The organism is Massilia oculi, from assembly GCF_017582745.1.
Lineage (GTDB): Bacteria > Pseudomonadota > Gammaproteobacteria > Burkholderiales > Burkholderiaceae_D > Telluria > Telluria oculi_A.
Genome location: NZ_JAFVIM010000011.1, coordinates 140,100 through 152,972, shown reverse-complemented (window position 1 = coordinate 152,972; position 12,873 = coordinate 140,100). Strand labels below are relative to the sequence as shown.

Genomic DNA, 12,873 nt, shown 5'->3' with positions numbered 1-12,873 from the left:
CGCTCGTGGAGCAGGGCCGCGACGATCGCGCTGATGGATGCTTGGCTCAAGCTCATTACGCCGCCTCGGCCGTCTTGCTCGACGCCGTCTTGCTTGCAGCTGTCTTCTTCGGGGCAGGCTTAGACGCCGTCTTCGTGGCTGCGGCAGTCGGCTTTGCCTTCCCGGTGGCTTTGGCTGGGGTGGCCTTCTTCGGAGCCTTCTTCTCGGGCGCTGCTGGCGAAGGTGCTGCGGACATCGCTTCGAGCAACTGTTCGGCCAGCTGCTCACCATCGGCGTGCTCAGCGGCGGCCGGCTGATCTTGAAGCTGATTGGCGTCGTGGACCAGGTCCGCGGCTGCCGGCGGCGCCTCGTCCTGCGGCTGGTCGCTACCCTCAGCGAAGCCTGCAGTTGTCGGGGTTGCCTTGTCCTGTGCCTGGCCGGTGACGTTGGCCACGTCGACTGCTGCTGGCGTCGTCTCAACCTGATGCTGGCTGACGGCATCGATCTGATCAGCCACTGCCGGCGCCGCCTCGTCCTGTCCAGCTGCGACAGGCGGGTTGGTTTCCAGCTGCTCGAGCCGCTTGCCACTTTCAATCCAATCGCTGACCCACTTCGGCTGGCGGCCGCGGCCAGTCCATGTCTGCGTCGCATCGTTGGGGTTGCGATAGCGAACAGCAGGGGCTGTGATCGGCGAGAAGATCTCGCCACGCGCCGCTTCGATATCGATGCCTTCATGCCGTGCCATCGCGAGGATCGGCCCGAACTCGTTGTCGTCCTCGTCGCCATGCCACCAGGTGGCATCAAGGCGGCTACCAAGCATCAGGTCGAGCAAGAGCAGCTGCAGAGCGTTAGCGTCTGCACGATTAATGAAGTCGTCCAAGTCTGTCCGCACATCGAAGTCGTAGATGTCGTGCGTGGACGAATCCAGGCCGTGCTCGTCATGCACCGCGCGCACATATTCGCGCAACGAAGGCAGGCTCAGACCCGAAGCGCTCGCCCGTCCGCGCAGTTGCTTGTAAAGGGCAATGCGGAATGCGCTTTCCTTTTCAGACTCGGCGCGCCGGGCCTGGTGTTCCGCTTCTTCCTTTTCTCGCTTGATCTGTGCGGCTGTCTTGGGCGGTGCCAGTTCGGGGTTTTCTGCGAGGATGCGCATGCGTTCGGCGTGAGCCTCGACCGTCTCGCAAACACCTGCTGCCTCGAGCGCCTGCTGTACGTCGACGCGTCGATAGAATGGCTTAAGGTCGCCGTTACCAGTCTTTCCATAAGCAGCAACTTGAGGAAGCGTCTCCTCGTTCAAATGGTCGCGGAGATAGCCGGCATTGCCGGTGGTCGGGGCATTTCGCTGGAAGTAGCTCAGGTGGACATCAACGTGCACCAGTTCCGAGTCGCGGCTCCACGCGCTACTGTGCATCGCGTGGTAGTCGGTGGCCTCGTGCACCGGGATACCCCTCTTATTGGCAGTAGTGATCAGCGCGTTGTGGTGTGCCGCCTTCTTCTCGGCGAAGCAGTCGGGGTCCGTACACACGTCTGCACTGACTCCCTCAAATATCTCTGGCTGATTGCCGGCGCGCTTTGGGCACTTCGTACAGGCGCCGGCTGCGGCGAGCAATTTCGCGTCCGTCAGTGAAAATATCGCTGTGCCAAGGTCCAGCATGTAGCGCTGCTGGACCCACGTTGCCGCCTGGCGGTACGACATCGGCTCGCTGCCATATTGTGGATTGAGGACTTCCTTGGCGGCCTTGGCCTGCAGCGCCGAGGTCGGAATGCGTGCGATCAGCAGCGCCGTCGAAGCCGGGAGCTTGTTGTCCAGGAATAGCTCGCGGACCTCGAGGCCTAGAGCGCACAGTTTCAACCGGCCATAGATGTACGACCGGCTTTTCTTCACCTCGTCGACGAGCTGGTCCGCCGTGAAGCCGTGTTGCAGCATAAGCAGCTGGTAGCCCTCGGCTTCTTCCATCGGGTGCGGATCCTCGCGCTGCAGGTTCTCGAGGATACGAATCTTCGCGGCGTCCAGGTCGCTGAGCTGCCGGCACAGGGCTGGAATGGTGGCCTTGCCGGCGATCTTCGACGCACGGAACCGCCGCTCCCCCGCAACGATCTCGAACGGTTCTGGCGACTCTGCAGTCGGGGTGACCGGACGGATCAGGATTGCCTGGGCAACGCCCATGGTCTTGATGCTGGCTGCCAGCTCCTGCAGCGCCTGCTCGTTGAAGCGCTTGCGGTTGTCCGGCGAGGGCCGCAATTTGTTCAGCTCGAATTGGCCGTAATAGCCGTCGGTCAGGGCGTGTTTTGCTTGGGCGTCGGCAGTGGCAAGTTCGTGTGCTGACAGTGGGGGCGGAAGGTTCATGCATGCTCCAGTCTGGAAGGTGGGGTTTTGTTGGCGGTGCCGGCTTTTGTGGCGGCTGGGGTGTAGAAAGCGAGATCGAAACGGACGTGTTTGATCTGGATGCGAACGATCCACGCGACCAGGCCACGTTTCGGCTGGTGTGGGGATCGGGTTGGTTCAGAGACTTGATAGCCGCGCGAGCGCATCAACTGCAGAACGCTGGGCAGGTGCATATGCACCCCGTCCTCGGACACATCAGCCGGAGTGCAGACGTGTGCACTGCAGAAGCGATTCAGCGCGTCTCGATCGTTCGCCTCATGCAAAGCCTGGCTGAGCTCTCCAGTCCCGACAGCCGCGCGTGGTGCAGTAGCGGCGATCATGCGCGCACCACCGAGATCGGACGTGGCTGCTCGAAGCGACTTGCAGCTTCCAACCATGCCTCGTAGCTCGAGGATGAGTTGAAAAAGAAAGTGAGCGGGCCGTTTTCGGTTGTTACGGTGACGCGGAATAGGATCATCTTTTCCTCGGAAATAACGACTCACGGTGGAGCCCATTCCGCGACTTTAGCCTAAAGCTAAATCAACCGCAACAATAATTTTAGCCTAAGGCTAACTGTAGCTTTAGCATAGACGTAAAAAAACCCGCATAAGCGGGCTTTGTTATTAGGAAGGTATGATCAGTCGTCGTCTTGTGGCAGATCTAGACGGACACCGTAGTCACCACGGTCACCGGGACCACGGTCCCATCCACCGCGAATGATGGCGGCGCACTTAAACGTCTCGTGTACGCTAAGCTGCCCATAGCGAACTAGTCGGCGGAAATCACGCGCCGCCTGACGAGGCAAGTGCCCTACGTGGAGCCCGTCGATTTCGACTCGTATAGCTTTGTTATCGTGAGGGTTGTCATCATCCAGGACGAGATGCGCGTCGGCTTGAAGGTCAATGCCTTCTTCGCTCCGTGGGCCGCAGATCTTTACGAGATTCTCGCGGTAGAAACTCTCGCCAGCTACGTTGATCCTGAAGTGTCCTGGGCCAGTAATTCGCGGGATGGTGTCAGTCATTTGTTATTTGAGTTAAGGGCGGCGAAGCTTCTTTCTGTGTTCCGTTACAACACCGATTACAGCCAGTGGCTCGGTGTCGCTCCGTAATGTAGGGTAGTCGTCATTTAGGGGAACAAGCTCGAAAATCAAGTTCCCAGTTGCATCTATCCCGCGAGGGCGATACTTCTTGAATGTGGCCTGTTCGCTACCGTTGCGAGCTACGACATAATCACCAGGATTCGGCGAGATTTCAGGGTCGACCATGATCCGATCTCCTGGGCGAAAATCAGGCATCATCGAGAGTCCTTCGACGTCGAGGGCGAAGGCCCACTCCGACAAATCCTGATCTGTATATTCGTACGCGTACCCGGCACCTGGAGGATACGGGTTCTCCATATCTCTCAGCGCTCCCGCTTGAATAGACGAAATCACCGGAATGGGGCGTAGGCCGCTGCTGGCCGCAGGCTTTACGTTCTCATCGAAAGGTTGTGCGCTTCCTTCGTTGCCGGTGTGTGGCTGATCCAACCAGCCAGCAGGCTTTCCTGCTGCCAGCTCAATGCGTCTTGCCGAGCTCGAGCGCATGCCGCGGGGCTTACCAGTAGCAGAGTGCGTAGATCCGTTCATCCACTGGCTGTACTGCGAAGCGCTGCAACCTATCCGCGCGGCTACAGCGGCAACGCCACCGAATTCGTCCGCCAGCAATCGCAGATTTTCTTTGTGGATCGTTTCTAGTGTTTTCATCTATCCATTATTTAGCAATTGGCTAATGGAGTAAATTCGCCTATGGCTAACATTCTTCTTGCGTTTTCTTTAGCCTTAGGCTAATCTGACGAAATGAACCTCTCCCAATACCTCATCCAAGAGCGTGGCCGTCAAGCTTCGTTGGCCCGCGCGATCGGTGCACACGCGCCTGACATTAGCCGTTGGGCTGACGGTACGAGACCCATTCCCATAATCCACGCAGCAGCGATCGAATCTGCTACCGGGGGATTGGTAACTCGTCAGGAGATGTTCCCAGACGACTGGGCGCGCATCTGGCCCGAATTGGCAGCTGCCTGTATCGAAGGCAACCCAGCATAAGAAAACTTACCCGATGTAAAGCGGCGTGGTCGCTCGATCAAGCACGCCCCTGTAGTTGCTGCGAGGAAATAAAAGCGGCAGATAAGTATCCATGTTGCAAGAATAGGTTGGCGCGAGGTCGGCGGCAACCACAGCGAAAGAGAGGCAGTTGTGAACTTAAGGCAATCTTACCTGTCGATGATCAAGGCGTTTCCCGGTGGCTGGGACGCTATGGCCGGCGCTCTCGGCATGAGCCGTGACGCGCTCGAGAACCGCGTGTACGAGCGCAAGGGGCAAGGCGTCACGGTCGAAACCGCGCTGCAGATCCAGGCGTTCTCGCAGACCACCCACTTTGCCGAAGCGGTCGCAACCGCGAGCGGCGGCACGTTCCTCAAGCTGCCTGACGATCTTGACGAAGGTAACGAGCTGCTGATGTCCAAGTTCCAAACGCTCTACGCGCGACTGGGAGAGTTTTCCAAGGACTTTACCGCGGCGACGGCGGACGACCTGATCGACCGTCGTGAGCAGGCCATCCTCGAGCACGACGCCGCCGAGCTGCACAAGGTCGTCGCTGAACTCCTCGCGCTTACCTTGCGCATCTATGCACCGCAGGGCGGCAGGGAGGCGGAATGACTCTGCATCGTCTGCCGCGCGCAGGCAGCCGCGCACATTCGGTCTTGCTTCACCTGGTGCGCTGTGGCGGGACGTCGACGCCGACAGCGCTGCTTCGCGCAATAGCTTATCCGCGTGCGCGCGCGGAGTTCGACGTGGCCGTCATCGGACTGCTGGAGCGCCAGGGCCTGGTGGTCAGGAGTAACGAGACGGTACTGCTGACGGTCTGGGGCAGCCAGCTTGTAGAGCCAGAGCCGGCGCCAGCAGCCGAGGTCGCGGTAGTGACGCCCGGCCGCTACGCGCCGCCGATGCGGCCGCTGTCCCTCAAGAATCGCCCACGCCTGGTGTCGATGCGGCCAGGTTCGCTCGCGTATCGAGACATCCCCTCGCGCATGGCGAATGAACTCGTCGATCACGTAGAGAAGGCGACTGCGTGACCGGCCAAGATTTTATTGCTGTTGGGCGCGCAGCGCTCAACCAAATTGAAACACTCCTCGCCGAATGGTTCCCGAACGGCGTGCGGGAAGGCCACGAGTTCTGCATTGGATCGCGCGACGGTGAGGCTGGCCAGTCGCTGCGCATTCGTCTCACCGGCGACAAGGCCGGGGTCTGGTCTGACTTCTCCGACGGCGAAGCCGGCGGCGATCTGATCTCGCTCTACGCCTTCGTCAACAGCCTCTCTCCCGGCCGCGCTTGCGCGGCCCTGGCCGAGCGCCTTGGTATTCCGCTGACCCCGCGCGATAAACCGAGTGGTAACGGAAGCGCACCGATCATCTTGAAGCCGAAACAGTCCCCTAATCGCACGCCTGCGCAAGCCGGCAAAGGGGTAGAAGCACCTGCCGAGAAAAAATCGCGGACGCCATGGGAGCCGATGCTGCCGGTCCCGCAGGAGGCTGGACCGCCACCGAAAGCCCACGTGGTCCGTGGCCGGCCCGAAGCATCCTGGGAATACCGCGACGTCGATGGCCAGCTGCTCGGCGTGATCTACCGGTTCCTGCGTTCCGACGGGGGCAAGGAAGTGCTGCCCTGCGTTTATGCGCGTAACGCCGACTCCGGACGGAAGGAATGGCGATGGATGGCTTTCCCTGAGCCGAGGCCGCTCTACTTGCGTGGGCCAAACCGGCCCGAACTGCCGGTGCTGGTCCTCGAAGGCGAGAAGTGCGTCGATAAGGCTGTTGGACTGCCGGCCGTGCATGAGAACTTCGAGGTACTGACGTGGTCCGGCGGTGGCAAGGCTGTCAAGAAAACTGATTGGTCCGCGATCCGCGGCCGCAACGTGATTCTGTGGGCTGACGCTGACGCCAAGGTCTACAAGGATGGCCACGAATACGCCGGCCAGATCATGCCTGAATGTGAGCAGCCGGGCATGGTCGCCATGGTCCAGGTCGCGGCGATCCTGCAGGCGCAGGACTGCAGCGTGTTCTTCATCGATATTCCTGCACCTGGCGATGTGGCCGATGGCTGGGACATTGCCGACCTGATCGATGGCGGCGCCACCGAGGAGCAGGTCGTCGCCTGGCTCACTAGGCTGCGCGCCGATCAGGCGGTCGAGGATGACGACGAACTGGTGCAGGAGCCGTCTGCTGACGATGTGCCAGCATGGGTAGCCGAGCAACTAGACGCGGCGCCGGCAGGTGCTTCCACCCCACTGCCGGCTGGCGCGAGCGTGTCGAAGAAGCAGCTTCGCCAGATGCTGATCCAGACGGCGAACGGCGGCGTGAAGGGGTGCCGTGAGAACGTCTACATGGTGATGGAGAACGACCCGCGCCTGATTGGCCTGGTTGGGCTGGACATGTTCTCCGGCTTGCAGATGAAGCGTCGCCCGACGCCATGGCCGAGTGAGCCAGGCGAATGGACCGAGTCCGATGACTTCCGCCTGGGCATGTACATGGCCGAGCATCACAGCCTCGTCCTGGCGTCGATCGGCGACATCGAGCGTGGCGTCGCCCAGGCCGCACGCGAGCATTCGTTCAATCCGGTGGTGGACTACTTCGACCGTTGCGCATCCATGTGGGACGGGCAGTCGCGGGTAGCGACGGCCTTCACAAAATACTGGGGTGCCGCCGATTCGGAGTACCTGCGACTGGTGGCCACGATGTTCTTCATCGGGATCGTTGTCCGGGGCTACCGGCCGGGCGTGAAGAACGATCACGCGCCAGTGTTCGAAGGTGGACAGGGCCGCGGCAAGTCGACTGCGCTCAAGGTGCTGGGCGGTGACTGGTTCGCCGACACACCCTTCCGGATGGGAGAGAAGGACGGCTACTTGTCGATCCAGGGGGTGCTGCTGTATGAGGTCGCCGAGCTCGAGCAGTTCAACCGCTCCGAGGTTACGGCCATCAAGGCCTTCATGTCCAGCACCGTCGACCGCTTCCGCGAGCCATATGGTCGCCGCATGAAGAACATGCCGCGCCGGTGCGCCTTCGCCGCGACGACGAACGAGGACGCGTACTTCAAGGACTCAACCGGGAACCGGCGCTTCTGGCCGGTCGAGACGGGGCGCCTGGACATTGACGCGCTCATCGCCGATCGCGACCAGCTGTTCGGCGAGGCGATCGCGCTGATGAATGCCGGCGTCCAGTGGTGGCCAACCTACGAGCAGCAGCAGCGCCTGATCAGCCCGATGCAGGAAAGCCGCGAGATCCCGGACCCATGGCATGGTCGTGTGTACGAGTACCTGGAAGGGATGGACACCGAAGGCAAGCCGACGATGGTTGGCAAGGTCACGCGCATCACCGCGCGCGAGCTGCTGACCAGGGCGCTGCACTTCGAGCTGTCGAAGATGGGGCCAGCGCGGGCAGAGACGATGCGTATCGGCGCGATCATGCGCAAGCTGGGGTGGAGCAAGGAGCGGAGTACGGAAGGCGCACGCGAGTATTTCTATGAGCGGCCGAAGGCAGCTCCAGCAGGGGCCGAGGTGGGAAATGGCCTGCCAGGTTAAACACGCAGCCGTGGTCATGACGGCGACTCACCAGGGATCGCGGGCGCATCGTGCGCAGGCGGAAAAGGTGCTGTCGTCGCTGCTCAAGGTAGCGATTCTCCCCCAAGGACGGACAGCCGTCCAACCTCGCTTTTTTGAGGTTAGACGGCTGAAACCCGCATGGATAGTGGGTTTCCCAACCTCCCAACCTCGCCAACCGACACGCGCCCCCGCGCACACCCGCGTATACGTGCGCGACGGGTCGATGCGGCTCTTGCCCCTTTTGGCAAAACTCAGAAAGAGGTTAGGTAGGTTAGGAGGTTGGCAAACACAGCATCCATGCCGGTTCCAGCCGTCCAACCTTTCCGCCAACCCTTCAGCGGTTGGACGGATCGAAAGTAGGTCGAGCAGTGGATACGGGCAGTTCGGATATTGGGCAGGCCGATGTTGAAGGACAGGCAGGGAGCAACCCGGCAAGGACCGGGCAGGGCAGTGACGATGAATGTGAGAACAGCAAAGGGGCAGGACATGGAAGGGGTGCAGATGCAACACAAGGCGAATGAATGGATCGAAGTGGCTGCGGCTGCGGAGGGGGCGGGTGAGATGGTCTTAGACGGCGGTCGCGCAGGCGGCGCGGATGTCGAGCGGGACAGCCCGTTCCGGAAGGTGATGAAGACTTGGGCGCGCTGGATGACGCTGGCTGATCAGCAGCACTCGAATGGGTGGGCGAACCCGCAGGACGTGAAGGAATTCATGGCATGCGGTTCGGCGGTGGAGATCATGATCGACAACCTGCCTCGCATCCAGTGGTGGGCGGTGCGCAAGGCGTTCGGAATCGCAACGGTGTGGCGATTCCCCGAGCACTCCTACGAGCACGCTTTGGAGGAGGCCGAGCGCACGCTGTCCAGGGCAATGCAACGCAATATTGCCACGAGACGATATTTCCATTAGGATATGCGTGCTAGATGCCGATATTGCGTCTAACACACGAGCAGAGCCCGCCCCGAAAGGTCGCGGGCTTTTTTGTTTTCAGCACGACAGCCGTCATCTGGCAAACCGTCGGAGCCCATGATAGTGGCTCCAATCCCGAACCTCAAGCGAACGCTGGACGCCGAATCGGCGCAGGTTGTGGATGACGCTCGCCATCGACCGCTGCGTCTTGTGCAGACGTCTACACGAAGGAAGAACGATGGCAGTCGACGTGCGCGATGCGATCAGGCAGCTCACTACCGGAATCCTGGTGGAGGAAAAGCAGGTGAAGTTCGCCACGCGTGTAGCCCTGACCCGGACGGCCAAGAGAGTCGAGGCCGCAGAGCAGCATGAAATGCGGGACAGCTTCGACCGGCCCACGCCGTTCACGATGTCGGGCCTTTTCGTGCGGCCGGCGACAGCATCGAACCTGACCGCCGAGGTCAAGCTCAAGGACTTCGCCAGCAAGAGCAGCACGCCGGCAGCGAAATACCTGGAGGCGCAGATCAAAGGTGGCACTCGCGGGCAGAAGCGCTTCGAGCGCGCGCTGGAATCGATCGGCGCCCTGCCGCCTGGCTACCGTGTCGTCCCTGGCGAGGGGGCAGAACTGGACGCCTACGGCAACATGAACCGCGGCCAGATCGTCCAGATCCTCGCGTACCTCAGGGCGTTCCCGGAAGCTGGGTACAAGGCGAACATGAGCGACAAGCGGCGAGAGGCGCTGCAGCGCGGCAGCAGGACGCGCCAGGGCGTTTCCTACTTCGTCGGGCGGCCTGGTGATCGCCTTCCACTGGGCGTCTATCAGCGCGTCCACTTCGCGCGCGGCACGGCGATCAGGGCGGTGATGATCTTCGTGCGCAACGCCGTTTACCAGAAGACATTCGACTTCGGCTACGTGGCCACGTCGACGATCGAACAGCACTTCGCCGGCGAGTTCTCCCGCGCGCTGGCCGAGGCGCGGGCGACGCAGCGCTGACCTTTTGCGATTTCTAAGGTACTCCCGGGAGGGGGCCCTTCAAGGGTAATTCGAACCCCGAGTTTTCTCTAGTCAAAGACCCGTCCTAAGGGGGTTGTATTGTCCACCATTGATCTTTCCATGCCGATGACGCAGGCAGCATTCGGTGCGCTCGTCGGTGTCAGCCAGCAGGCCATCGGCAACCTGGTCGGCAGGGGCATCCTCGACAAGGGCATGGATGCTGAGCAGCTGCTGCTGGCGTACTGCTCGCACCTGCGCGAGCAAGCGGCCGGCCGCGCCGCCAACGGTGAACTGGATCTGGCGACCGAGCGCGCAGGCCTGGCGAAGGCGCAGCGCGAGAAGATCGAAATGCAGAACGCCGTCACGCGCGGCGAGTTGGCGCCCGTCGCGCTGATCGAGGAAGTTCTGTCCAAGGCCGGCGGCCGGATCGCCGGCATCCTTGAGGCGATCCCCGGCGCCGTGAAGCGCCGGGTGCCCAGCCTGACCGGCGACGAGATCAAGAACATCGGGGCCGAGATCGCGCGCGTGCGTAACGTGGTCGCTGGCATGTCGCTGGAGGATCTGCGCGAGCCGGACGAAGAGGATGAGGACGGCGAGGGCGAGGAGCTCGAGCCATGAGCAGCATGCACGAGGTGCTGAACTGGCAGTCGCCCGAGCTGGCCAAGACCGTCTCGCGTGGCCTCGGTACGTTCGGCGTGCCGCCGCCGATGACGCTCGAGGAGTGGGCAGCGGAGCACTTCTACCTGTCGGCGGAATCTTCGTACGTCGAACAGGCCTGGCGGCCCTGGCCCTTCCAGCGCGCGATCCTGGCGTGCATCAGCAACGACGATATCCGCGCGATCGACTTCAAGAAGTCGGCGCGGGTCGGCTACACGAAGATGCTGCTGGCGGCCGTCGGCTACTTCGCCGAGCACAAGCGGCGCAACCAGGCACTCTGGCAGCCAACCGATGGTGACAGCGACGAGTTCGTCAAGACCGAGCTCGACACGATGCTGCGCGACGTGAAGGTCATGCGCAAGGCGATGCCGGCGCACGTGTCCAGGCACAAGGACAACACGCTCGCGCAGAAGAAGTTCCTGGGCTGCCTGCTTCACACGCGTGGCGGGACGGCTGCGCGCGCGTACCGTCGGATCTCGGTGGACGTCGCGTTGCTGGACGAGCTGGATGCTTTCGACCGCGACATCGAGAAGGAAGGTTCGCCCGACGTGCTGGCGGCCAAGCGCGTCGAAGGCGCCACCTTCCCGAAGCTCATTACCGGCTCGACGCCGAAGCTGCAGGGCTTCTCGCTCATCGACGACCGCTACCGGGCGGCGGACGTACGGCTGAAGTACGCGATCCCCTGTCCGGAATGTGGCGAGTTCCATGCGCTCACCTGGGGCAAGAAGGACGAGCAGCACGGCTTCAAGTGGGTGAACGGGGATCCGGAAACGGTGCGTCACCTGTGCCCGCACTGCCACTGCCTGATAACCCAGGCGCAGTACCTGGCGGTGGCCGACCAGGGCCGTTGGCAGAACGACGACGGCAGCATCACGGTGGACGCCGCCGGCGTGTTCCGCAATGCGGCCGGCGAGGAGATCCCGGCGCTCGAGCACATCGCCTTCCACGTCTGGACGGCGTACAGCCCACTCGTGACCTGGTCGCGGCTGGTCGAGGAGTTCCTGGAAGCCTATGAGGCGGCCCAGGGCGGCGACATCACCAAGCTCAAGGCGTTCACCAACACGACCCTGGGCGAGGTCTGGGCGCTGGAGCAGGAGAAGAGCGACGCCGACCAACTCAAGGAGCGTGCCGAGCCCTACAAGCTCGGCACGGTGCCGATGGGGTGCGTGCGGCTGCTGGCCGGCTGCGACACCCAGGACAACCGGATCGAGGTCACGGTACGCGGATATGGCCGCGGTTGCGAGACCTGGAAGATCGACCACCGCATCTTGTACGGAAACCCGAGCGAGGATCAGGTGTGGCAGGACGTCGCCGAGTACCTGTTCGAGACCGAGTTCGCCCATGCGAGCGGGAAGCAGCTGCGCATCTACGCGGCCGCGATCGACACCGGTGGCCACCATACCCAGGCGGTGTACGCGTTCGTGCACGCGCAGAGTGCGCTGGGCCGGAAGGTGTTTGCCGTGAAGGGGCGCTCGGGCCGGGAGAAGCACATCAAGGACGGCGTCTCGAAGGTCGACATCGACTGGCGCGGCAAGACAAAGAAGCGCGGCCTGTTCCTGTGGCAGGTCGGCACCAACCTGGCCAAGGACCTGATCTACGGCCGTCTGCAGATAACGAAGCCGGGGCCCGGCTACATGCATTTTTCGAAGGAGTCGACGGATGAATACTTTGCGCAGATGGCAGGCGAAGCACGAGTGGAGCGGGCTACCGCCGGCGGAAAGGAATCGCGCTGGACGGCGCTGCGCAAGCGAGTGGAAGCGTGGGACTGCACGGTCTACGCGGTCTGGCTCGAAACGCACTTGGAGCTGGCCAAGAAGCCGGCCAAGTGGTGGGACGCCCTCGAGGCCGAAGTCCAGCCAGCGATCGGGGACCTCTTCAGCCTGTCGGCTGCAGCGGCGCCCGAACCGGTGAGGCCTGCGCCGCAGGCGCAACAACAGAAACCACCAGCACCGGCCAAGCCGCCGGCGCCGGTTCAGAGCAGGAGCGCGGGCAGCCGATTCGCGTCCGATGATTGGTCCAGTAGGGGATTTAGCTAATGCAAAACGAACACGACATTGTTGGCGCTTTCGTCAGCCTGGTGGGCTCGACGCTCGGGCTCACGGTGTTCACGCCAGAGAAGCAGCGCCTCGTCGATACCATGCTGCGGACACAATGGGGCGGACAGGAGGTCTACGTAAAGAAGCATAACGTAGACCCTGAGGCGAGGGCGCTGGAGATCAAGGCCAAGTACAACGGACGAAACCGGAAGGAGTTGATGCTCGAGTACAACATTAGCCGCTCCCAGTTTTATAGATTTATCAAGGGGGGCTAATTGCGACCTTATGAAGTCAGCGCAGCGG

General features: G+C 62.1%; 13 protein-coding genes. 9 read left to right on the top strand and 4 right to left on the bottom strand.

Annotated elements, in window-relative coordinates; translation table 11 throughout:
• Positions 1-55: 55 nt before the first annotated feature.
• From J3U95_RS14690 to J3U95_RS14675, 4 genes are all read right to left on the bottom strand, one after another.
• On the bottom strand, positions 56-2,326 hold the full coding sequence (locus J3U95_RS14690) for a ParB/RepB/Spo0J family partition protein (RefSeq protein WP_208279302.1): 2,271 nt from the start codon (positions 2,324-2,326) through the stop codon (positions 56-58).
• Positions 2,323-2,685 (bottom strand): hypothetical protein, encoded by a 363-nt coding sequence (locus J3U95_RS14685; RefSeq protein WP_208279301.1) that lies wholly within the window; start codon positions 2,683-2,685, stop codon positions 2,323-2,325. Before J3U95_RS14685 ends, J3U95_RS14690 begins: the two co-directional genes overlap by 4 nt.
• Before the next feature lie 296 nt (positions 2,686-2,981).
• Positions 2,982-3,365, bottom strand: coding sequence for an HIRAN domain-containing protein (locus J3U95_RS28745; RefSeq protein ID WP_208279300.1), 384 nt, complete (start codon positions 3,363-3,365; stop codon positions 2,982-2,984).
• Positions 3,366-3,377: 12 nt separating this feature from the next.
• On the bottom strand, positions 3,378-4,085 hold the full coding sequence (locus J3U95_RS14675; RefSeq protein WP_229519846.1) for a LexA family protein: 708 nt from the start codon (positions 4,083-4,085) through the stop codon (positions 3,378-3,380).
• Positions 4,086-4,178: 93 nt separating this feature from the next.
• On the opposite strand from J3U95_RS14675, the gene J3U95_RS14670 reads away from it, so the two are divergent.
• From J3U95_RS14670 to J3U95_RS14630, 9 genes are all read left to right on the top strand, one after another.
• A complete protein-coding gene (locus tag J3U95_RS14670; RefSeq protein ID WP_208279299.1) occupies positions 4,179-4,424 on the top strand; it encodes a transcriptional regulator in 246 nt (81 codons plus the stop codon).
• A gap of 150 nt (positions 4,425-4,574) precedes the next feature.
• Entirely contained in the window at positions 4,575-5,036 is a 462-nt protein-coding gene (locus J3U95_RS14665; RefSeq protein WP_314436999.1) for a YmfL family putative regulatory protein, read from the top strand.
• The gene (locus tag J3U95_RS14660; protein ID WP_208279297.1) at positions 5,033-5,452 is read left to right on the top strand and encodes a hypothetical protein; all 420 of its coding nucleotides are present in this window, start codon (positions 5,033-5,035) and stop codon (positions 5,450-5,452) included. Before J3U95_RS14665 ends, J3U95_RS14660 begins: the two co-directional genes overlap by 4 nt.
• Positions 5,449-7,953: a VapE domain-containing protein gene (locus J3U95_RS28640; RefSeq protein ID WP_208279296.1), complete on the top strand. Its 2,505-nt coding sequence runs from the start codon at positions 5,449-5,451 to the stop codon at positions 7,951-7,953. Before J3U95_RS14660 ends, J3U95_RS28640 begins: the two co-directional genes overlap by 4 nt.
• A 507-nt stretch (positions 7,954-8,460) precedes the next feature.
• Positions 8,461-8,883: a hypothetical protein gene (locus tag J3U95_RS14650; RefSeq protein WP_208279295.1), complete on the top strand. Its 423-nt coding sequence runs from the start codon at positions 8,461-8,463 to the stop codon at positions 8,881-8,883.
• A gap of 238 nt (positions 8,884-9,121) precedes the next feature.
• Positions 9,122-9,877, top strand: coding sequence for a hypothetical protein (locus J3U95_RS14645; protein WP_208279294.1), 756 nt, complete (start codon positions 9,122-9,124; stop codon positions 9,875-9,877).
• Between the two features lie 99 nt (positions 9,878-9,976).
• Entirely contained in the window at positions 9,977-10,495 is a 519-nt protein-coding gene (locus J3U95_RS14640) for a terminase small subunit (RefSeq protein WP_229519845.1), read from the top strand.
• On the top strand, positions 10,492-12,570 hold the full coding sequence (locus tag J3U95_RS14635; RefSeq protein WP_229519844.1) for a phage terminase large subunit family protein: 2,079 nt from the start codon (positions 10,492-10,494) through the stop codon (positions 12,568-12,570). Before J3U95_RS14640 ends, J3U95_RS14635 begins: the two co-directional genes overlap by 4 nt.
• Positions 12,570-12,845, top strand: a complete 276-nt coding sequence (locus tag J3U95_RS14630) for a Mor transcription activator family protein (RefSeq protein ID WP_208279293.1) — start codon at positions 12,570-12,572, stop codon at positions 12,843-12,845. Before J3U95_RS14635 ends, J3U95_RS14630 begins: the two co-directional genes overlap by 1 nt.
• Positions 12,846-12,873 lie beyond the last annotated feature (28 nt).